At 58.3% G+C, this 20,770-nt stretch carries 21 protein-coding genes and 4 tRNA genes; 6 read left to right on the forward strand and 19 right to left on the reverse strand.

Features of this window, described 5'->3' with window-relative positions:
• Positions 1-13: 13 nt before the first annotated feature.
• The 8 genes from lon to AC1DWG_RS06910 all read right to left on the reverse strand — a co-directional run bounded on the left by lon (position 14) and on the right by AC1DWG_RS06910 (position 6,869).
• On the reverse strand, positions 14-2,410 hold the full coding sequence (gene lon / locus AC1DWG_RS06875) for an endopeptidase La (protein WP_477765331.1): 2,397 nt from the start codon (positions 2,408-2,410) through the stop codon (positions 14-16).
• 160 nt (positions 2,411-2,570) lie between these two features.
• On the reverse strand, positions 2,571-3,854 hold the full coding sequence (gene clpX / locus AC1DWG_RS06880) for an ATP-dependent Clp protease ATP-binding subunit ClpX (RefSeq protein WP_007982210.1): 1,284 nt from the start codon (positions 3,852-3,854) through the stop codon (positions 2,571-2,573).
• Between the two features lie 112 nt (positions 3,855-3,966).
• Positions 3,967-4,602 carry an ATP-dependent Clp endopeptidase proteolytic subunit ClpP gene (clpP, locus tag AC1DWG_RS06885; protein ID WP_477754843.1) on the reverse strand — a complete coding sequence of 212 codons (636 nt, stop codon included), beginning with the start codon at positions 4,600-4,602 and terminating at the stop codon, positions 3,967-3,969.
• Between the two features lie 93 nt (positions 4,603-4,695).
• Entirely contained in the window at positions 4,696-6,006 is a 1,311-nt protein-coding gene (gene tig / locus AC1DWG_RS06890) for a trigger factor (protein ID WP_477754842.1), read from the reverse strand.
• 384 nt (positions 6,007-6,390) lie between these two features.
• Positions 6,391-6,466: transfer RNA gene (locus AC1DWG_RS06895), tRNA-His, on the reverse strand.
• A gap of 77 nt (positions 6,467-6,543) precedes the next feature.
• Positions 6,544-6,628, reverse strand: a tRNA-Leu gene (locus AC1DWG_RS06900).
• A 56-nt stretch (positions 6,629-6,684) separates the two neighbouring features.
• Positions 6,685-6,760 (reverse strand) — tRNA-His (locus tag AC1DWG_RS06905).
• A gap of 32 nt (positions 6,761-6,792) precedes the next feature.
• A tRNA-Arg gene (locus tag AC1DWG_RS06910) sits at positions 6,793-6,869 on the reverse strand.
• A 274-nt stretch (positions 6,870-7,143) separates the two neighbouring features.
• On the opposite strand from AC1DWG_RS06910, the gene folD reads away from it, so the two are divergent.
• Positions 7,144-7,998: a bifunctional methylenetetrahydrofolate dehydrogenase/methenyltetrahydrofolate cyclohydrolase FolD gene (gene folD, locus AC1DWG_RS06915; RefSeq protein ID WP_046043051.1), complete on the forward strand. Its 855-nt coding sequence runs from the start codon at positions 7,144-7,146 to the stop codon at positions 7,996-7,998.
• 239 nt (positions 7,999-8,237) lie between these two features.
• The gene (pbpG, locus tag AC1DWG_RS06920; protein WP_477765332.1) at positions 8,238-9,176 is read left to right on the forward strand and encodes a D-alanyl-D-alanine endopeptidase; all 939 of its coding nucleotides are present in this window, start codon (positions 8,238-8,240) and stop codon (positions 9,174-9,176) included.
• Positions 9,177-9,234: 58 nt separating this feature from the next.
• On the opposite strand, the gene AC1DWG_RS06925 is transcribed toward pbpG, so the two are convergent.
• The 3 genes from AC1DWG_RS06925 to AC1DWG_RS06935 all read right to left on the reverse strand — a co-directional run bounded on the left by AC1DWG_RS06925 (position 9,235) and on the right by AC1DWG_RS06935 (position 10,504).
• Positions 9,235-9,450 (reverse strand): hypothetical protein, encoded by a 216-nt coding sequence (locus AC1DWG_RS06925; protein ID WP_477754840.1) that lies wholly within the window; start codon positions 9,448-9,450, stop codon positions 9,235-9,237.
• 17 nt (positions 9,451-9,467) lie between these two features.
• Positions 9,468-9,674, reverse strand: a complete 207-nt coding sequence (locus AC1DWG_RS06930; RefSeq protein WP_477754839.1) for a DUF6021 family protein — start codon at positions 9,672-9,674, stop codon at positions 9,468-9,470.
• Positions 9,675-9,769: 95 nt separating this feature from the next.
• Positions 9,770-10,504 carry a peptidase C39 family protein gene (locus tag AC1DWG_RS06935; protein WP_477787544.1) on the reverse strand — a complete coding sequence of 245 codons (735 nt, stop codon included), beginning with the start codon at positions 10,502-10,504 and terminating at the stop codon, positions 9,770-9,772.
• 179 nt (positions 10,505-10,683) lie between these two features.
• On the opposite strand from AC1DWG_RS06935, the gene AC1DWG_RS06940 reads away from it, so the two are divergent.
• On the forward strand, positions 10,684-10,851 hold the full coding sequence (locus AC1DWG_RS06940) for a hypothetical protein (protein ID WP_477754837.1): 168 nt from the start codon (positions 10,684-10,686) through the stop codon (positions 10,849-10,851).
• Between the two features lie 79 nt (positions 10,852-10,930).
• Here the strand turns inward: AC1DWG_RS06940 and AC1DWG_RS06945 are convergent, their stop codons facing one another.
• Both AC1DWG_RS06945 and AC1DWG_RS06950 read right to left on the reverse strand, forming a co-directional pair.
• Entirely contained in the window at positions 10,931-11,680 is a 750-nt protein-coding gene (locus AC1DWG_RS06945; RefSeq protein ID WP_477787545.1) for a TerC family protein, read from the reverse strand.
• Positions 11,681-11,709: 29 nt separating this feature from the next.
• Positions 11,710-11,952 (reverse strand): hypothetical protein, encoded by a 243-nt coding sequence (locus AC1DWG_RS06950; RefSeq protein WP_223462332.1) that lies wholly within the window; start codon positions 11,950-11,952, stop codon positions 11,710-11,712.
• A gap of 238 nt (positions 11,953-12,190) precedes the next feature.
• On the opposite strand from AC1DWG_RS06950, the gene nhaR reads away from it, so the two are divergent.
• Positions 12,191-13,090 carry a transcriptional activator NhaR gene (nhaR, locus tag AC1DWG_RS06955; RefSeq protein WP_223462333.1) on the forward strand — a complete coding sequence of 300 codons (900 nt, stop codon included), beginning with the start codon at positions 12,191-12,193 and terminating at the stop codon, positions 13,088-13,090.
• Here the strand turns inward: nhaR and AC1DWG_RS06960 are convergent.
• A complete protein-coding gene (locus AC1DWG_RS06960) occupies positions 13,077-14,237 on the reverse strand; it encodes an MFS transporter (RefSeq protein ID WP_477787546.1) in 1,161 nt (386 codons plus the stop codon). The two genes, nhaR and AC1DWG_RS06960, sit on opposite strands and share 14 nt — an antisense overlap.
• A gap of 319 nt (positions 14,238-14,556) precedes the next feature.
• On the opposite strand from AC1DWG_RS06960, the gene sstT reads away from it, so the two are divergent.
• On the forward strand, positions 14,557-15,789 hold the full coding sequence (gene sstT / locus AC1DWG_RS06965) for a serine/threonine transporter SstT (protein ID WP_477787547.1): 1,233 nt from the start codon (positions 14,557-14,559) through the stop codon (positions 15,787-15,789).
• Between the two features lie 144 nt (positions 15,790-15,933).
• Here the strand turns inward: sstT and AC1DWG_RS06970 are convergent, their stop codons facing one another.
• The 5 genes from AC1DWG_RS06970 to AC1DWG_RS06990 all read right to left on the reverse strand — a co-directional run bounded on the left by AC1DWG_RS06970 (position 15,934) and on the right by AC1DWG_RS06990 (position 19,515).
• Positions 15,934-16,443: a DUF1993 domain-containing protein gene (locus tag AC1DWG_RS06970; RefSeq protein WP_218430397.1), complete on the reverse strand. Its 510-nt coding sequence runs from the start codon at positions 16,441-16,443 to the stop codon at positions 15,934-15,936.
• A 245-nt stretch (positions 16,444-16,688) separates the two neighbouring features.
• Positions 16,689-17,096: an SDR family NAD(P)-dependent oxidoreductase gene (locus AC1DWG_RS06975; protein ID WP_477787578.1), complete on the reverse strand. Its 408-nt coding sequence runs from the start codon at positions 17,094-17,096 to the stop codon at positions 16,689-16,691.
• Positions 17,087-18,496, reverse strand: a complete 1,410-nt coding sequence (locus AC1DWG_RS06980) for an ArnT family glycosyltransferase (protein WP_477787548.1) — start codon at positions 18,494-18,496, stop codon at positions 17,087-17,089. The genes AC1DWG_RS06975 and AC1DWG_RS06980 overlap by 10 nt, the downstream gene beginning before the upstream one ends.
• A 3-nt stretch (positions 18,497-18,499) precedes the next feature.
• Complete coding sequence (locus AC1DWG_RS06985; RefSeq protein WP_223462623.1) at positions 18,500-18,778, reverse strand: lipid-A-disaccharide synthase N-terminal domain-containing protein; 279 nt, start codon at positions 18,776-18,778, stop codon at positions 18,500-18,502.
• A complete protein-coding gene (locus tag AC1DWG_RS06990; RefSeq protein ID WP_223462622.1) occupies positions 18,775-19,515 on the reverse strand; it encodes a glycosyltransferase family 2 protein in 741 nt (246 codons plus the stop codon). Before AC1DWG_RS06990 ends, AC1DWG_RS06985 begins: the two co-directional genes overlap by 4 nt.
• A 305-nt stretch (positions 19,516-19,820) precedes the next feature.
• Here AC1DWG_RS06990 and AC1DWG_RS06995 point away from each other — a divergent pair, with 305 nt between their 5' ends.
• Positions 19,821-20,465, forward strand: coding sequence for a YceH family protein (locus AC1DWG_RS06995; RefSeq protein WP_477765372.1), 645 nt, complete (start codon positions 19,821-19,823; stop codon positions 20,463-20,465).
• The last annotated feature ends 305 nt before the right edge of the window (positions 20,466-20,770 follow it).

A 20,770-nucleotide genomic window follows, 5' to 3' on the forward strand; every position in this document is an offset into this window, starting at 1 on the left:
AGGCAAATACGTACTAATGCGTGCTAATTCTTTCCTTAGAATCTGCGTCGCGTTTCTCATCCTTCGCGACTATCTCCGGAGCCACATCCGGCAAGGGCTCCGGCGCGTATTGCAGCGCAATTTGCAGGACCTCGTCAATCCATTTAACCGGTTTAATCTGTAGATCCTGCTTGATATTGTCCGGAATCTCTTTGAGATCGCGCACATTTTCTTCAGGAATGATCACGGTCTTGATTCCGCCACGATGGGCAGCCAGCAGTTTTTCTTTCAAGCCGCCAATGGCCAGTACCTGGCCACGCAAAGTGATTTCGCCGGTCATGGCGACATCTGCGCGAACCGGAATACCGGTCAAGGCCGAAACAAGGGCCGTGCACATGCCCACACCGGCGCTAGGACCGTCTTTCGGCGTTGCCCCTTCCGGCATATGGATGTGCGTATCGCGCTTCTCATGGAAGTCCAGGGGAATGCCCAGGCTCTTCGCCCGGCTGCGAACAACGGTCAAGGCTGCGGTGATCGACTCGACCATCACGTCACCCAGGGAACCGGTCTTGATCAACTGTCCCTTGCCCGGCACGACAGCCGCTTCGATGGTCAGCAATTCGCCGCCCACTTGAGTCCACGCCAGTCCGGTCACCTGACCGATCTGATCCTGCTGCTCGGCCAGGCCGTAGCGGAATTTGCGCACGCCCAGGAAGTGCTCCAGCATGTCTGCGGTCACCTTCACCGAGAAGCGTTTTTCCAGCGCGTGCTCCTTGACGGCCTTGCGGCAAACCTTGGCAATCTGACGCTCCAGCCCACGCACACCGGCTTCACGGGTGTAGTAGCGGATGATGTCGCGGATCGCTTCTGCGTCAAACTCCAGCTCGCCTTTCTTCAAGCCGTTGGCCGTGATCTGCTTTGGCGAAAGATATTTGACCGCGATGTTGATCTTCTCGTCTTCGGTGTAGCCCGGCAGACGGATCACTTCCATCCGGTCCAGCAACGCCGGCGGGATGTTCATCGAGTTCGAGGTGCACAGGAACATCACATCGGACAAGTCGTAGTCGACTTCCAGATAGTGATCGTTGAAGTTGTGGTTCTGCTCGGGATCGAGCACTTCCAGCAACGCTGATGCCGGATCGCCACGCATATCGCTGCCCATTTTGTCGATTTCATCGAGCAGGAACAGCGGATTGCGGACACCCACTTTTGTCATCTTTTGAATCAATCTTCCTGGCATCGAACCGATGTAAGTACGGCGATGGCCACGAATTTCCGCTTCATCACGCACGCCACCGAGGGCCATGCGTACGAATTTGCGGTTGGTGGCGTGAGCAATCGACTCCGCCAGGGACGTTTTACCCACCCCGGGAGGACCGACCAGGCACAACACCGGACCACGAATTTTCTTCACGCGTTTTTGCACGGCGAGGTATTCGAGGATGCGCTCTTTGACTTCTTCCAGGCCATAGTGGTCGGCATCCAGAATGTCTTCTGCACGCGCCAGATCCAGGCGCACTTTGCTCTGGGCCTTCCACGGCACCTGAACCAGCCAGTCGATGTACGAACGCACCACGGTCGCTTCCGCGGACATTGGCGACATTTGCTTGAGCTTGTTCAGTTCGGCCGTGGCCTTGGCCAGCGCGTCTTTTGGCAGGCCGGCGGCATCGATACGCTTTTTCAGCTCTTCGACTTCGTTGTGACCTTCATCGCTGTCGCCGAGCTCTTTCTGAATGGCCTTCATCTGCTCATTCAGGTAGTACTCGCGCTGACTGCGCTCCATTTGTTTTTTGACGCGACCGCGAATGCGTTTTTCGACTTGCAGCAGATCGATCTCGGCATCCAGCAACGCCAGAACGTGCTCGACCCGGGCCGACAAATCGATGATTTCGAGGATTTCCTGCTTCTGTTCGATCTTCAGGGCCATGTGCGCGGCCATGGTATCCACCAGGCGGCCTGGCTCATCGATGCTGTTGAGCGATGACAGGACTTCAGCCGGGACTTTCTTGCCCAACTGCACATATTGCTCGAACTGGGATAGCAGACTGCGTACGAATACTTCCGACTCGCGCTCTGGCGCGTCGACTTCGTCGATCAGGGAGACTTCGGCACGGCAGTGGCCGTCCACTTCGCTGAAGCGCTCAACGGCGCCCCGCTGCTCACCCTCGACCAGAACCTTGACCGTACCGTCAGGCAGCTTCAGCAGCTGCAGAACGGTGGCAATTGTACCTACGCGATACAGGGCATCTTCACCGGGATCGTCATCAGCCGGGTTTTTCTGGGCCAGCAGAAGAATCTGCTTGTCACCCGTCATCGCAGCCTCGAGGGCTTCGATGGATTTCTCGCGTCCCACGAACAGCGGGATAACCATGTGCGGATAAACCACGACATCACGCAATGGCAGGAGAGGCAATTCGATGGTTGTCTTCATGATTTCGCCTCTACGGCGGCCGTAAGGCCGGAAACAGATGGAAGTAAGCTTGAAACCAAGATGGGGGCAGCCTTCAAAAAAAACAAGCACAAAGACTGTGTAAAACGCGCAAAAAGCAAAGGGGCCCGAAGGCCCCTTCTTTATACCGGCTGCGTGACGCTTAAGCGTCTGGCGCGGCCTTGGCGGTCGGCTCACTGTTTTCGTAGATATACAGTGGCTTGGACTTGCCTTCTATCACGCTTTCATCGATCACTACTTTGCTCACCTCCGATTGCGAGGGGATTTCATACATAGTGTCGAGCAATACACCTTCGAGAATCGAACGCAGGCCACGGGCACCGGTTTTACGCTCCAGGGCACGCTTGGCGACCGATTTCAGTGCGTCGGAACGGAATTCCAGATCAACGCCTTCCATCTCGAACAGCTTGGCATACTGCTTGGTCAGAGCATTTTTCGGCTCGGTGAGAATCTGCATCAATGCAGCCTCGTCAAGCTCGTCCAGCGTGGCAAGTACCGGCAGACGACCGACGAATTCCGGGATCAGACCGAACTTGACCAGATCGTCAGGCTCGACTTCACGCAGGGACTCACCGACTTTCTTGCCTTCTTCCTTGCTGCGCACTTCTGCATTGAAGCCGATGCCGCCCTTGGTGGAACGGTTTTGAATAACCTTTTCCAGACCAGAGAACGCACCACCGCAAATGAACAGGATGTTACGGGTGTCGACCTGAAGGAATTCCTGCTGCGGATGCTTACGACCACCTTGAGGCGGAACGGAAGCGACCGTACCTTCGATCAACTTGAGCAAGGCCTGCTGCACGCCTTCACCGGATACGTCCCGGGTGATCGACGGGTTGTCAGACTTGCGCGAAATCTTGTCGATTTCATCGATGTAGACAATACCCATCTGGGCTTTTTCCACGTCGTAATCGCATTTCTGCAGCAGCTTCTGAATGATGTTCTCGACATCTTCACCCACGTAACCCGCCTCGGTGAGGGTGGTTGCATCAGCGATGGTGAACGGAACGTTCAGCAAGCGGGCCAGTGTTTCGGCAAGCAGGGTTTTACCCGAGCCTGTCGGGCCGATCAGCAGGATGTTGCTCTTGCCGAGTTCGACGTCGTCATTCTTTTTGTCACGCTGATTCAGGCGCTTGTAGTGGTTGTACACCGCTACGGCCAGAACCTTTTTCGCACGCTCCTGACCAATCACATACTGATCAAGGATGCCGCTGATTTCTTTAGGCGAAGGCAATTTATGCGCGCTGCTTTCGGCCTGTGCTTCCTGCACCTCCTCGCGGATGATGTCATTGCACAGGTCGACGCACTCGTCGCAGATAAAGACCGAGGGGCCGGCAATCAATTTGCGTACTTCATGCTGGCTTTTGCCACAGAAGGAGCAATAGAGCAGCTTGCCGTTGTCCTCGCCGTTGCGGGTGTCAGTCATTCGTTCGATCCAAATCCGATAGGCTTGCAACACAAGATGAAGGCTATTGCGGGCTTTTTCAAGCCCGCTGGTGATCGGACCCGCCGACCAGCCCTATTTTGAGCTGCTTATTTCAAGCAGGGCGCTGGGTGATCACTTCATCGATCAACCCGTACTCACGCGCGGCTTCTGCACTCATGAAATTGTCGCGGTTGGTATCGCGCTCGATTTCTTCAAGAGTGCGCCCGCTATGCAGGGCCATCAGCGTGTTGAGACGCTCACGAATAAAGAGGATTTCCTTGGCATGGATTTCGATATCCGATGCCTGGCCCTGGAAACCGCCCAGTGGCTGGTGAATCATCACACGCGAGTTTGGCAGGCAGTAACGCTTGCCAGGGGCACCAGCCGTCAGCAGGAACGCGCCCATGCTGCACGCCTGACCGATACAGGTGGTTGCCACGTTGGGCTTGATGAACTGCATGGTGTCGTAGATCGACATGCCTGCCGTCACCGAACCGCCCGGGGAGTTGATGTAGAGATGGATGTCCTTGTCCGGATTTTCCGCTTCAAGGAACAGCAGTTGCGCACAGATCAGGTTGGCCATGTAGTCCTCTACCGGGCCAACCAGAAAGATCACTCGCTCCTTGAGCAAGCGCGAGTAGATGTCGTAGGCGCGCTCGCCACGAGCGGACTGCTCGACAACCATCGGGACCAGGCCGCCTGCGGCCTGGATATCAGAGTTCTGCTGAATATACGAATTACGGAACATGCTCTGCAGTCACTCCCAAATAGTTATGTCTTGAATACGCATAAGCCAGCACGAAGGCTGGCTTATGGTGTTTGCTTCTTACCGCAAAAGTGATCAGTCGGCTTGTGGTGCTTCTACCGGCTTGACCGCTTCTTCGTAAGAGACCGATTTGTCGGTCACGCTAGCTTTCTGCAGAACAGTATCCACAACTTGCTCTTCCAGCACAACCGAACGAACTTCGTTCAGTTGCTGGTCGTTTTTGTAGTACCAGGACACAACCTGCTCAGGCTCCTGGTAGGCCGAAGCCATTTCCTGAATCATCTCGCGAACGCGGGTTTCGTCAGGCTTCAGGTCGAATTGCTTGACCACTTCAGCCACGATCAGGCCCAGCACTACGCGGCGCTTGGCTTGCTCTTCGAACAGCTCGGCCGGCAGTTGGTCAGGCTTGATGTTGCCGCCGAACTGCTGGACAGCCTGCACACGCAGACGGTCAACTTCGTTGGACAGCAGAGCCTTTGGCACTTCGATCGGGTTGGTGGCCAGCAGACCGTCCATTACCTGATTCTTGACCTTGGATTTGATCGCCTGACGCAGCTCGCGCTCCATGTTCTTGCGAACTTCGGCACGGAAGCCATCCAGACCGGTTTCCTTGATGCCGAATTGAGCGAAGAATTCTTCGGTCAGTTCTGGCAGCTTTGGCTCGGAAACGGTGTTGACGGTCACGGTGAACTCGGCGGTTTTGCCAGCCAGGTCCAGGTTCTGATAGTCCTCTGGGAAAGTCAGGTTCAGAACGCGTTCTTCACCGGCTTTAGCGCCAACCAGGCCATCTTCGAAACCAGGGATCATGCGGCCGGAACCCAGAACCAGCTGAGTACCCTTGGCGGAACCGCCAGCGAACACTTCACCGTCGACTTTGCCGACGAAATCAATGTTCAGCTGATCTTCGTTCTGGGCAGCGCGATCGGCCACTTCGAAACGGGTGTTCTGCTTGCGCAGGACTTCCAGCATTTTGTCCAGATCGGCATCAGCCACGTCAGCGCTCAGGCGCTCGACGGTGATACCTTCGAAACCGGCAACGGTGAACTCAGGGAACACTTCGAATACGGCAACGTATTCCAGGTCCTTGCCCGCTTCCAGGGACTTAGGCTCGATCGAAGGCTGGCCAGCCGGGTTCAGCTTCTGCTCAACCACCGCTTCGTAGAAGGAAGACTGGATCACGTCGCCTACAGCTTCCTGGCGAGCGTCGGCACCGAAACGGCGCTTGATTTCGCTCATTGGCACTTTGCCTGGACGGAAGCCAGCAATCTTGGCCTTTTGGGCGGTCTGCTGCAGACGCTTGTTGACCTGGCTCTCGATGCGCTCAGCCGGCACGGTGACGCTCATGCGGCGCTCAAGAGCAGTAGTATTTTCAACAGAAACTTGCATGGATATTCCTCGTTGCACAGACGTTAGCCGGCCGTTTCCGACCCCAGAATCAAGGGCATGCATTCTAGTGGGTCAAACTCAAGAAGTCACCCTACTGAAAACGGGTAAAAACGCAGCAGGCAATTTATAGGTGCGAATGCACGAATGCACCTCGCCCCGATGGCAAATACAATCAATCACGCCAGGGCTCTGCGCCGACCTTTCTATATAGAAGAGGTCGCCAATCACTTCCCTGACAGCCGATCTCGCAAGCAAGGCCGGCGGACAGGACGGCATCATCGAGAAACATAAATACGACGAAACGCCTCGCCCCTGCAGCCCGGAACCTGCGGCCATTGAAACAAAAAAGGCGCCAGACTTTTCAATCTGGCGCCTTTCAAAATATGGGGTGGACGATGGGGATCGAACCCACGACAACGGGAGTCACAATCCCGTGCTCTACCAACTGAGCTACGCCCACCATATTGCCTGTTAAAGAAGCCAAACAACTTCTTTATCAAGCTCCAGCCAGGCCAACAGCCTGATTGAAGCTTTATTTGGTGCGGATGAAGAGACTCGAACTCTTACGCCTCGCGGCGCTGGAACCTAAATCCAGTGTGTCTACCAATTCCACCACATCCGCGGATGAAGTCTTTAAAGCAAAGGCGCCAGACTGTTAATCTGGCGCCTTTCGAAATATGGGGTGGACGATGGGGATCGAACCCACGACAACGGGAGTCACAATCCCGTGCTCTACCAACTGAGCTACGCCCACCATATCGCGTTACTTGTGCCAAAGCTGCCTAATGGCGCACCCGGCAGGACTCGAACCTGCGACCATCCGCTTAGAAGGCGGATGCTCTATCCAGCTGAGCTACGGGCGCCTTGTTAGCTGTACCCTTGGAGGACTACAAACTAAGTGCTTTCCAGTCTCGCAGAATCGTAATCCTGCTCAACCTTCTTAACCAGTGCTAGGCTGTGCCCGACAAGTGCGACGAATAGTATAGAGCCCCCCGAAGGTCGTCAAATCATTTTTAAAAAAAATTCATTTAATTAAAGGAGTTAGGGGAATTTGCAGACCAAGCGCCTTTGCCCTCACCGCATGACATGCGAGAATGCGTTCTCTTTTTTTCCCCTCTCGATGGTTAATCACGCGCAATGACTGCACAACTTATCGACGGCAAATCGATCGCCGCCAGCCTGCGCCAGCAGATCGCCCAACGTGTCACCGAGCGTCGCCAGCAAGGCCTGCGCACGCCCGGCCTTGCGGTGATCCTGGTCGGCAGCGATCCTGCCTCTCAGGTTTATGTCTCGCACAAGCGTAAAGACTGCGAAGAGGTCGGCTTTCTATCCCAAGCCTATGACCTGCCTTCCGAAACCACTCAAGAAGCGCTGACCGAGCTGATCGATCGCCTGAACGACGATCCTGCAATCGACGGCGTTCTGCTTCAGCTTCCGCTTCCCGAACACCTCGACGCCTCCAGACTGCTGGAGCGCATTCGTCCGGATAAAGACGTCGACGGTTTCCATCCTTATAACGTCGGTCGCTTGGCCCAGCGTATCCCTCTGCTGCGCCCATGCACTCCCAAAGGCATCATGACCCTGCTGGAAAGCACCGGTGTCGACCTTTACGGGATGGATGCCGTGGTTGTTGGCGCGTCCAATATCGTTGGCCGCCCGATGGCCATGGAATTGTTGCTGGCCGGTTGCACCGTGACGGTCACCCACCGTTTTACCAAGGACCTTGCCGGCCATGTCGGCCGTGCGGACCTGGTCGTCGTGGCCGCTGGCAAGCCGGGCCTGGTCAAGGGTGAATGGATCAAGGAAGGCGCGATCGTGATCGATGTCGGCATCAACCGTCAGGACGATGGCAAGCTGGTCGGTGACGTGATCTACGAAACCGCCCTGCCCCGCGCCGGCTGGATTACTCCGGTACCGGGCGGCGTAGGCCCGATGACTCGTGCCTGCCTGCTGGAGAACACCCTGTACGCTGCTGAAACCCTGCACAGCTGAGTTTCAACGCGGACGCTGACAGCGAGTCAAAGAACCCCGCCCCCGGCGGGGTTCTTTTTGCCTGCGAAAAAACCTCGACCGCCCGCCGGAAAATGACATTTTTTTCATGCTTCTCAGGACTTTCACCTGTTACTTGAACAACCATCGACAGTTATTCAGCCATACTCCAGAATGTCGCGCTTTTCAGGAAACAGCCCGTTACAAAACGGCTTATCAACACCCTTTATGAGTCTGCCAGCGTGAAAATCCGTCTTTCCATCCTGAGCCTATTTTTTGCAGTTACAGGGACTTTCCTCACGCCAATCGCCAGTGCTGACGAGACCACCGCAGCGCCGCGAGATACGAAGACACTCAAGCTCGCTTCCGGCAGCTCCTTGCTGCTGGACATGCAGACCAACAAAGTCATCTATGCCAGCAATCCTGACGTGGTAGTGCCGATCGCTTCCGTCAGCAAGTTGATGACTGGCCTGGTCGTGGTTGAATCCCGACAGAACATGGACGAATACATCGACGTCAACATCAGCGACACACCGGAAATGAAAGGCGTGTTCTCCCGGGTCAAACTCCGGAGCGAACTGCCGCGCCGGGAAATGCTGCTGATTGCCCTGATGTCCTCGGAAAACCGCGCCGCGGCGACTCTGGCGCACCACTATCCGGGCGGCTATGCCGCGTTCATTGCTGCAATGAACGCCAAGGCCCGGGCACTGGGCATGACCAACACGCATTTCGTCGAGCCGACCGGTCTCTCCCCGCGCAACGTATCGACCGCTCGCGACCTGAGCAAGCTGTTGATCGCCGCGCACAAGTACCCGCTTCTGACCGAGCTGAGCACGACCAAGGAAAAAACCGTCTCGTTCCGTAAACCCAACTACAGCCTGGGCTTTCGCAACACCGACCATTTGGTCCGCAAGCCGGACTGGGACATCCAGCTGACGAAAACCGGTTTCACCAACGAAGCCGGTCACTGCCTGGTGCTGGTGACCCGAATGGGTAACCGCCCGGTGGCCTTGGTGATTCTTGACGCCTATGGCAAGTACACCCATTTTGCCGATGCCACGCGCATGCGTAATTGGGTAGAGAGCGGAAGGAGCGCGGACGTGCCTTCCGTAGCCTTGCAGTACAAGGCAGACAAGAACCTCAAGCATCGGCAGAGCGGCGTGGTTGAAGCGTCGAAGTAACCTTGCTGCAAACGCATGAAAAAGCCCCGAACATTCGGGGCTTTTTTTCGTCGCGAAGTTAGTCGTTAGGCAGTGGCATCTGGTCGTCATCCGGGATGCCGTCGCCGGTACTTGGATCTCTCCAACCCTTTGGTTTTTCAGTAGGCACCACCGTTGGCCTCGCCAATGGATCTCTCAACGGGCTGTCGGGATCCATCACCGGATCGGTGCTTTGCTCGGGGGTTGTGGGAACAGCCTCTGGACGCTTGTCGTCGAAACTGGAGTCGGTAGACATACGCACCTCCATTGGACCTAGGGTTTCAGATTTGCCAGTGGATCGTAGGGCTTGGCCGGGGCCTTGGGATTATCCCCCGGTTTCACATCCCTCGGTGCCTTGGCGGGCCCGATGGGGTCGACCTGTGGATCGGCAAGGTCCGGAGAATCGGGATCGAAGCCCAGCTCATTGCCAGACGAATGCTCAGACGAGTGCGGACCGACGGGCGTTGTGGAATGAGCCATGGGCGCCTCCTGATCTCGGCCCGGGATATTATTCCGGGCCCTTAAGGATCAGAGGCTGGCGACGGGCGAAGGTGCCCGGCGGGTGACCAACGGACTTACTGGCTGGCCAAGGCTTTTTTTGCCCTGGCGGCGGCCTGTTCCTGACCGGCCTGAGCCAGATCGCTGGCGGCCTTGAGCCAACGCTGCTGATCGACCTGGGCCGGGATTTGCGTCGGATTCTGGATCAGCACGGCCCAACCGCCGGCGTCCTTGAACGCCGACTCGAAGGAGCTGAAGCTCATCAGTTCGCGGTGATTCATCCCGGCCCGCAGCAGGACCGTCTGCTTCTGGCGGTTGTAGCCGGCCAGAATGGCGTATCGCGGTTCGGCCCACATGGCCGAGCCTTCAGTAAAGCGCACCATCACCGGATAACCGGCGGCGACTTGCGTCAACAAGGCCGGCAGGTTGCTGTCGAGGGGATAGACCACCATCCCGTACTCGCGGGCCAGGCTCTGCATGTTCTGTTGCAACTGGGCTTCGGCCCCCGGCAAATGCAAGGGTTTGTCGAGTAACCCCGGGGTAATCACGATGCCCTGCTGGGACAGCATGCTGGCCAGCACCTGCGGTCCGCTTTGATACGCATCGCCTCGGTAGAATCGGCCGCTGAGCTCGACACGCTCCGGCAAACGCTTGATCTCGGGCGCAACGCTACCGGCACAGCCCACCAGGCTTGCCACGCAACCAGCTATGAGCATGGTCGACAAAATTCGAGAAAATACCCGCACCATCATCTCTCTCTTGTTCAGGTTCAGACGCCGGGCAATCCCATTCCCGGCTTGGCCGTCGATCATAGGGCGCCGCGCCGCTACGGTATAGCTCTAAACGGTAGTCGCGTGCATTCGATAGAGCGAACTGGTTGGTGACTGCCGACTTTCGCTCAATAGCCTGAAATACAGCAACGGCTAGACTGTTCCCTGAAGGGACGACAGCGAAGCGCGTGTGCCCACAGCAGGGCAAAGAGGAGGCAAAGATGAGCCTGACCATGATCATTGTGATGTTGATTGGCGGTTGGCTGGCGGTAGCCGCCGCCATGCTGTGGGGCGTGCTGCGCATTACTCGCCGCCACCATCACCCTGTTCAGCCAGCACCTGCACCGCAAGCGGACAAAACGCGGAGCCAACACGCCAACGCTCACTGACAAACACCTTTACCCGATACCAACAAAAACGGCCGCCTGCACTCCTTGGAGTTCAGGCGGCCGTTTCTTTTAGCGTGGGTCAAGCCTCAGTGGCTACCCGCTTCTGCCTGGCCCGGCGGGACATCATGTTCAACGCCTCGATCGAAGCCGAGAATGCCATGGCCGCATAGACGTAGCCTTTCGGTACATGGGCGCCAAAGCCTTCGGCGATCAGCGTCATGCCGATCATGATCAGGAAGCCCAGGGCCAACATCACCACCGTCGGGTTCTCGTTGATGAACTTGGCCAGCGGATCCGCCGCCAGCAACATCACCAGGACCGACACCACCACCGCGATGACCATGATCGGCAAATGCTCGGTCATGCCGACTGCGGTAATGATGCTGTCGATGGAGAACACCATGTCCAGCATCAGGATCTGACCGATCGCAGCAGCGAAGCCCAGGGTCACGGTCGAGGTCGCCGACTTCGGATCTTCCGGTGCCGGGTCCATGCTGTGATGGATCTCGGTGGTTGCCTTCCACAACAGGAACAGGCCACCGGCAATCAGAATCATGTCTTTCCAGGAAAACGCGTGGCCGAGAATCTCGATCACCGGATTGGTCAACTGGACGATGAACGCGATGGTGCTCAGCAAGCCCAGGCGCAGGATCAACGCCATGCCGATACCGATGCGTCGTGCCCGCTGTCGATTGTGCAAGGGCAGCTTGTTGGTCAGGATCGAGATGAAGATCAGGTTATCGATGCCGAGCACGATCTCCATCACAATCAGGGTGGCAAGGGCGACCCAGGCGGTGGGGCTGGCGGCAAGTTGTAAAAGGTAGTCCATGGGTCAGTCCTGACTCGTTGTAATACGGTTTAGATTTCCTGGGAGGAAGATTCGGTTTTTTCCGATTCTTTTTCCGATGATTCTTTTTTGCTGATCAACCCGCTGGTGGCGTCACTGAGTGCTTGCTCGGCAGCCTTGTGGGTATCGTCAATCGCCTGTTTGGCGCTTTCGGCAGCCTTGCCCATCAACTGTTGCGCGCTTTTCTCGGCCTGGTCGCAACCGGCCAGTACCAGTAAAGACGTAATCAACAGTGCCGTGGTTTTCAGCTTCATGATGCTTCCCTCGTTAGAACAAACGGGACCTGAACAATGGCCCGTTGATAGCGATGCATTCTAGGGAAGTGAATACTTCAGGAAAATTCGTATTTTTGCCATGTATACTTCGGTTTTTACGAATGTAGGAGCTGCCGAAGGCTGCGATCTTTTGATGTTGATTTTCTCGGGCGATTGAAAGATCGCAGCCTCGTTTCACTCGACAGCTCCTACACAGCTCCTACAGAGGGCCATACATATGTTGAATTATCGGCAATTGCATTACTTCTGGGTGGTGGCCAAGACCGGCAGCATCGTGCGCGCCTGCGAGCAGCTCAATCTCACGCCACAAACCATCAGCGGGCAGATATCGTTACTGGAACAGACCTTTGGCATCGAGTTGTTTCGGCGCGTTGGACGGCAACTCGAACTGACCGAGGCCGGCCGCCAGGCACTGCCCTACGCCGAACAAATGTTCCAGCTCGGTGGCGAACTGGAACTGATGCTGCGGGCACAACCCAATGAACAGCAGATCCTGTTTCGCGTCGGTGTGGCCGACGTGGTGCCCAAGTCCATCGTCTATCGCCTGATCGCACCGACCATGGAGCTGAGCGAACCGCTGCGCATCACGTGCCGCGAAGACAAGCTTGAGCGTTTGTTGGCCGACCTGGCGATCCAGCGCCTGGACTTGGTGATATCCGACAGCCCGATGCCGTCGCACCTGGACATCAAGGGCTACAGCCAGAAACTCGGTGAGTGCGGGATCAGCTTCTTCGCCACCCCTGAGCTGGCAGCACGCTACGGCCGGGACTTCCCGCGCAATCTGCACGGTGCGCCGCTGCTGATTCCCGGCCCGGAAACCGTGGTGCGCAGCCGTTTGCAACGCTGGTTCGCCGAGCAACAGATCCAGCCGAAAATTGTCGGTGAGTTCGACGACAGCGCCCTGATGCAGGCCTTCGGCCAATCCGGCAGCGGGATCTTCATCGGCCCGAGCGTGATTGCCGATGAAGTGCAACGCCAATATGGCGTGGAGGTGATTGGCCAGACCGATGCGGTGAGCGAGTCGTTCTATGCCATCTCAGTTGAACGCAAGGTCAAGCACCCCGGCATTGTCGCCATTACCGAAGGTGCCCGACGCGAGTTGTTTACAGCGCTGTGATTTCTTCCCGGGGCTTGAAGGTCATCAGCGCGATGGCCAGCAGGATCGAAGCCAGAATGAAAGCGGCCGCTGCAAAGCCAAGACCTTGCAGGCCGACGCTGTCGATCACCCGACCACCGATCATCGCGCCCAGACCGATACCGAGGTTGGCCCCGGCGATGTTCAGCGACGCGGCGAAGGCCGGCGCTTCGGGCGCGGCCTTCATCAGGCGCACATGACTGACCAGGAACAACGCCGCCTGGGTCACGCCCCAGATGCCCATCGCCGCCGCCAGACCGAGCGGCGAATGGATGTTCGGCACCAGCGCCACCAGGCCGGCGATCATGAACGCACAGAACATCATCGACGCCATCAATGGATGACGATCCACCGCCCGGCCGCCCAGGGAGTTGCCGATCAGCCCGACCGCACCGAAGCCCATCAGGCACCAGCCAACCACGGTGCCGTTGAAGCCGGCCAGACGTTCGAGGATGTCAGCCAGGTAGGTGTAGGCGGTGAACATACCGCTGAACACAATCACTGACAGCAGCACGTGACCGAGCATCAGCGGGCTGCGCAGGATCTTGAACTGCGAGCGGAAGCTCACCTGATGCTGGTGCAGGTTGGTCTTGGGCAGATAGATAAACAGCAGCAACGCCTTGGCAAAGGCGATGACCGCCAGAATCGCGAAGGCACTGCGCCAGCCGAACGCATCGGAAATCAGCGTGCCCACGGGAATGCCGAACACCGTTGCGCAGACGATACCGAAGCCGATCTTGGCGATGGCGCGACCGGCGTAATCCGGCCCGACGATGTCCACCGCCGTTTCGCTGGCCAGCGCCCAGAACACCGGCAGCCCCAGCGCCGGGATCAACCGGGCAAACGCCATCACCCAGATATTCGGCGCCAGCGCCGCCAGCGTGTTGGCCAGGCCAAACATGATCAACACCGAGATAAACAGCTTGCGCCGTTCGAAGCGGGCGAAGTACGCCGTCAGGAACGGCCCGAACGCGGCCACGGTGAAGGCGAACAAAGTCACCAGCAAACCCGCTTGCGGGATGCTGACGTCAAGGTCCCGGGCGATGGCCGGCAACAGGCCAACGATGATGAATTCCGTGGTCAGCACCGTAAAGCCGGCTGCAGACAACAGAAGAATGGGCAACAGCATGCAGAACTCCAGAGAAAACGACGACACCAGCGATAGCCCGGAGGCCCACTGGCAGACATGAAAATGAGGATGGCGAATCTTAACAGAGTGTTTCCGAACGCGGTTGCACGAACCTGCCTATCTCGTTGAATGCCATGGTGGCAGTTCGTCACAGGTCTGAAAGATCGCTCCTACGCTGTGATAAAGTCCGCGCCCTGAAAAACGTACACCCTGTGTTCATCGGCCATTTTTGGCGTCGATGTCGCGCTCCTCTTCGGTTTCCTGCGGGCTGCACGTGCGGTGAAACCTTGCACTTATAAAAAATCAGAGATGCCGTTTTATGACTGCTTCATCCCCTTCTCTATTGCACCGCCTCAAACGCCTTAGCCTGGTCACGCAGATCGTGATCGGCCTGATCGCCGGTATTGCCCTGGCGCTGTTTGCCCCCGACATGGCGAAGTCCACGGCGTTCATCGGCAAAGTGTTTGTCTCGGCACTGAAAGCCGTCGCGCCGATTCTGGTGTTCGTACTGGTCATGGCGTCGATTGCCAACCACAAGCACGGTCAGGAAACCCATATCCGGCCGATTCTGTTCCTGTATCTGCTGGGCACTTTCGCCGCGGCCGTGGTCGCGGTGGTTGCCAGCATGACGTTCCCGTCGAGCCTGGTGCTGTCGACCCAGGACGTTGCGGTCACAGCGCCGGGCGGGATTGGCGAAGTGTTGCAAAGCCTGTTGCTGAGCGTGGTCGATAATCCGGTCAGCGCCCTGATGAATGCCAACTTCATCGGCATCCTGGCGTGGGCCATCGGCATGGGCATCGCCATTCGCCACGCCGGCGACACCACTCGTGAAGTGCTGGGTGACCTGTCCAACGGCGTGACGGTGATCGTGCGCCTGGTGATCAGCTTCGCCCCGCTGGGCATCTTCGGCCTGGTGGCCTCGACCCTGGCCACTTCCGGTTTCGGCGCACTGATCGGCTACGCCCACCTGCTGGCCGTGCTGTTGGGCTGCATGCTGTTCGTGGCACTGGTGATGAACCCGCTCATCGTATTCTGGAAACTGCGCCGCAACCCGTACCCGCTGGTGCTGACCTGCCTGCGCGAGAGCGGCATCACCGCGTTCTTCACCCGCAGTTCGGCGGCGAACATTCCGGTCAACCTGGAATTGAGCAAGCGTCTGGGCCTGCACGAAGACACCTACTCGGTATCGATCCCGCTGGGTGCGACCATCAACATGGCCGGCGCGGCGATCACCATCACCGTGCTGACCCTGGCGGCGGTGCACACGCTGGGCATCGCCGTGGACATTCCCACCGCGATCCTGCTGAGCGTCGTCGCAGCGATCTGTGCCTGCGGCGCTTCGGGCGTAGCCGGCGGCTCGCTGTTGCTGATTCCGCTGGCATGCAGCCTGTTCGGCATCCCGAGCGAAATCGCCATGCAGGTGGTGGCGGTCGGTTTCATCATCGGCGTGTTGCAGGACTCGGCGGAAACCGCGCTGAACTCGTCCACCGATGTGCTGTTCACCGCGGCGGCTTGCCTGGGTGAAGAGGCAAAAGCAGAACGATTGGCGTAAAGATCAAAAGATCGCAGCCTTCGGCAGCTCCTACTTTGGAATGCGTGCAACTGTAGGAGCTGCCGCAGGCTGCGATCTTTTGATTCACCAATGAAAAGCCCGCCAAGGTGCAATCCTTGGCGGGCTTTTTTGTACCTGGACGGTTTAGAACGCGCCCATGTAGTCGCGCTTGCCCACTTCCACGCCATTGTGGCGCAGCAGTGCGTAAGTGGTGGTGACGTGGAAGAAGAACTGCGGCAGGCCGTAGGTCAGCAGGTAAGCCTGGCCGGTGAAGCGCTTCTCTTTAGGCGTGCCCGGACGGGTCACGATCTCGATGCCTTCCTTGCCGTTGATCTGCTCTGGCGTGAACTCGCCGATGTAGGCCAGAACCTTGGCGATCAGTGCTTGCAGCTCAGCGAAGGTGGTTTCAGTGTCGTCGTACTTCGGCAGTTCGACTTCGGCCAGACGCGAAGAAATGCCTTTGGCGAAATCAACGGCGATCTGCACCTGACGCACCAGCGGGAACATGTCCGGGAACAGGCGCGCTTGCAGGAACGCGTTCGGGTCGATGTTTTTCTCGGTGGCGTGGGCTTCGGCCTTTTTCAGCACACCGCTGAGGGCGTTGAGCATTTGCTGGAGAACAGGGATGGAAGCGTCGTACAGGGAAATGGTCATGGCAGGTCTCGTGTGGTGACAGAGGGAAACGTCGGCCACCTGTAAGAGCGAGCTTGCTCGCGATGGACGTTAACGATAACGCGTCCTGTCTGGATGAACGCGCTGCGCTTGAGTTCTTCGCGAGCAAGCTCGCTCCTACAGGTGATCGGCTTTGGAACGTGGGCCGATTATAGCCATGCACAGCCCTCCCGAGACCGGACTTTTTCAGCTGCCGTACACTTTGGCCGCCGGAACCGCTTGCGTCATCAGTTGAGCGACGGCATCGCCCATCTCACCGACCGCCCAGCGGCCCTGGCAATACCGCCCTTGGCCGCCGCGTAGTTGGACTGGCCAATGGAGCCCTGCAAACCGGCGCCGGAACTGGTATTGATAATCCGCGCATCGACCCTGGCGCCACCCTTGACCTGCTCACGCCAGTACTTCACGGCGTGGCTGGAAATGCAGAAGTGGCCCTTCAGGTGCACGGCCACCACGGCGTCCCAGTCGGATTCACTGAGGCTGGCGAACATGCAGTCGCGGCAGATGCCGGCGTTGTTGACCACCACATTCAGGTCGCCGAAGGTTGCGGTGGCCTGGCGCTCGATCAGCCCCGCCGAGTCGTAGCGGGTGATGTGCTGCGCTGACTGCTCAGCCGGGAAGCCGATCAGCGGCAGTCTCCACCCATGCGCACCAGCAGCGCTGAACGGTCCGGTTTCAGGTACGGGTTGATTTCACCGACCTGGCACGACGCCAGGTTCTGCAGTTCCGGTGCGAGGGGTTCTTGCACAAACAGCAGCCCAGCCGGACGCGACTCGGACTGCAACTGCGCCACTGTCAGCGGCGCCACCGGCCGGCCCATGTAATAGACCAGACGGATATCCGGCTCGCCGAGGGTATAGGCCTTCTGCCCCGGCTGCCCGTCGGCCAACGTGGCCACCTGCTCAAGACCGCCAACCCGGTGCGACAGCACCCGCGCTTCGACGAACATGTAGAACACCACGAACCCGGCCAGCATCACGTAGGGCACAACGGCCAGGACCGTGCGCCAGCGCCCCTTCAGGTCCTCGAGCAGCGCCGACCAGTGCATCGCCAGCAGCAATGCCATGGACGGATAAACCGGCAACAGGTATTTGCCATGCTTTTCGGTGAACAGGGAAAACACCAGCAGCGGCAACAGAGTGCAAATCAGCAACATGCCCGCCTCGCGGCGCGAGCGGATCATTGCCCAGAACTTGCGCGGCTGCACGAACACGATCAGCCAGAACGGGAAAAAATCCCCGGCCAGGTACAGCAGATAGGCATACCAAGCCTCGGCGCCCTGCCCGTCGATCTTCTTCACGATGTCTTCGCTGATGATCGAGGCCCAAATGCCCCAGCCCTGACTCACAGACACCGCCACGTACCAGGAACTGCCCAGCACCACGGCAATCAGCCAGCCCCTACCGTCGCACAGATAAGCCTTGGCCCGGGCATCACGGTAGATCAGCGCATAAGCCAGAATCGGTGCCGTCACCCACAACAGGCAAACGGGGCCTTTGGTCAGCAGCGCACAACCCAGCAACACGTAGCTCAGCCGACTCCACAAGGCCCGACCCTGCTGGAAAATGAACTGCCAGGCCGCCAGCAGCGCACCGAAGCACAGCAGGGTCAACAGCATCTCGATTTCCGAGCGCCGTGCGAACAGGCTGAAGGCACCGTTCGCGGCCAGGAACACCACAGCGAACAGACCGACCTGTCGCCCCGCCTGCCGAACGCCGTACAGATAAGTGCCAACACAGCACAAGGCGGCGGCCAACGCCGAAGGCAGGCGCACGCTCCACTCGGACAAGCTGCCCAGCACCGCCGTTGAAACCAGGCCGGCCCAATAGAAAAACGGCGGCTTGGACAAGTACAAGTCGCCGTTCATATAAGGCAGCAGCCAGCTGCCTGCCTCGCGCATTTCGCGCACGGTGACGGCGCGGCGGGCCTCGTTGACACTGAGGAACGGCACGCTGCCCAGTCCCCAGAAAAACAGCAACGCAATCGCGATAGTCACGAGCAACGTAATATTTCGGGTCGATAACGATCCGCGCATGACCTACTCCTTTAGGTGTTTGCTTTTTTTGATCAATTGCAGGTTGCGAAAGTAGACGATGGAGCCAAAGGCCTGGCCGGCGATGAACACCGGGTCTTCACGGTAAATGGCATAGGCGAGCAGCAAGGTGCTGCCGACGATGCTCAGGTACCAGAAGCTCACCGGGATCACACTGCGTTTCTTGTACTCGCTGTACAGCCACTGCAGGACAAACCGCCCGGTAAAGGCGATCTGGCCGGCAAAACCTACGATCAGCCACAAGGCTTCGCGGGAGAGATTCATCCTTCAATCTCCTGGGCAATGGTGTTCAACCGCGTGCGTTTGATCAGCCACCAGACACCGAACAAATCGAGAATGCCGACCAGCGCGCGGTCGATGTTGCCGTATTTCGACACCCCGGCCGTGCGTGGCCGGTGGTTGACCGGGTGCACGATCATGCGGCCGTTATGGCGCTGGATCAGCGCCGGAATGTAGCGATGCATGTGGTCGAAGTACGGCAGGCGCAAGAACGCCGCGCGCTCGATCAGCTTCAGGCCGCAACCGGTGTCCGGGGTGGCGTCCTTGAGCAGGCGGCGGCGCAGGTTGTTGGCGAAACGCGAGGCGTAGCGCTTGCTCGCCGTATCACGGCGATTGACCCGATGCCCGGCGACCAGTTGCACGTCAACCTGGCCCGGTTCGCCGCGCACCAGCGCCAGCATGCCGGGGATGTCCGCCGGGTCGTTCTGGCCGTCGCCATCGAGGGTCGCCAGCCATTGCCCGCGGGCCTCTCGCGCGGCGTGGTACAGCGAAGTGCTCTGCCCCAGCGAGCGTTCGTGATGGAGGATGCGCAGGGTGTTCAAGCCGTCGTGGCGGATCTGCCGCAGTTCCTGCAGGGTCGAATCGGTGCTGCCATCGTCGACGACGATGATTTCGTACGATTCAGCGGCCAATGCGACGCGGATTTCCTCAAGCAATGGCTTGAGGTTGTTCGCTTCGTTCTTGGCGGGGATCAGTACAGATACAAAAATGTCTTGGCTCATGGAGTCACTCTCGCCTTTATTGGATTTCTTTTATCAGAGGCGAATGAAGGTGTCGTACACCGGCCGACTCGATGCAGGGTTCAGCTATTTTGGGCGATGACGCCAACAATATCCCGCCCTGTGGACGCACTCGCGCGCGACCCCGCATACGGTGCCCGGCCAATTGTAAAAATGGCGTTAATATTTCATACACTTTTTGTCATCATTCCCTTGATGACGCAACGAATTCGGTTGCCATTGGCGCTTGCCCATCTAAAGTGCACCCACGCAAGTGAAAAACATGAATCGGGTAAGGACGCAGAACCATGAGCACTGAGCAAGAGACGACTTTAGACGAGCAGCGGCTCGACAGTACGGAAATCCGCATTCTGGGCTCGTTGATCGAGAAACAGGCCACCAGCCCGGAAACCTATCCCCTGACCCTCAATGCCCTGGTGATTGCCTGCAACCAGAAAACCAGCCGCGAGCCGGTGATGAACCTCACACCTGGCCAGGTCGGCCATAGCCTGCGCGTCCTCGAAGGACGCGGTTTCACCAGACTGGTGATGGGCAGTCGCGCCGACCGCTGGGAACACAAGGTCGACAAGGCTCTGGAACTGGTGCCGGCGCAGGTCATCCTGACCGGGCTCATGTTTCTGCGCGGCCCGCAGACCGTCAATGAACTGCTGACCCGCAGCGGCCGCATGCATGAGTTCGAAGATGCCGAACAGGTGGTGCATCAACTCGAACGCCTGATTGCCCGGGGCCTGGCCGTGCTGATTCCACGTCAGGCCGGCCAGCGCGAAGACCGTTACACCCACGCCTTGGGCGATCCGGCGGATATCGAAGCGATCATGGCGGCACGGCAAAACCCGGCGGAGCGTGGCAGCAGCGGGGTTTCGGTTGAACGGATCGAAGAGCTGGAAGCGCGGATTGCTGCGCTGGAAGAAAGACTGGCCCGGCTCGAGTAAACGCAGCCCCCGCATTGATTGGTGTCTGGCACGAAACCAGCGATCACCCTCAATCCCTTGTAGGAGCTGGCTTGCCAGCGAAGGCGGTCTGTCAGGCAACGTCGATGTTGAATGGGCCGGCCTCTTCGCTGGCAAGCCAGCTCCTACAGTTGATTGGTGTCTGGCGCGAAACCAGCGATCACCCTCAATCCCTTGTAGGAGCTGGCTTGCCAGCGAAAGYGGTCTGTCAGGCAACGTCGATGTTGAATGGGCCGGCCTCTTCGCTGGCAAGCCAGCTCCTACAGTTGATTGGTGTCTGGCGCGAA

Source organism: Pseudomonas sp. P4_B3 (genome assembly GCF_056402295.1).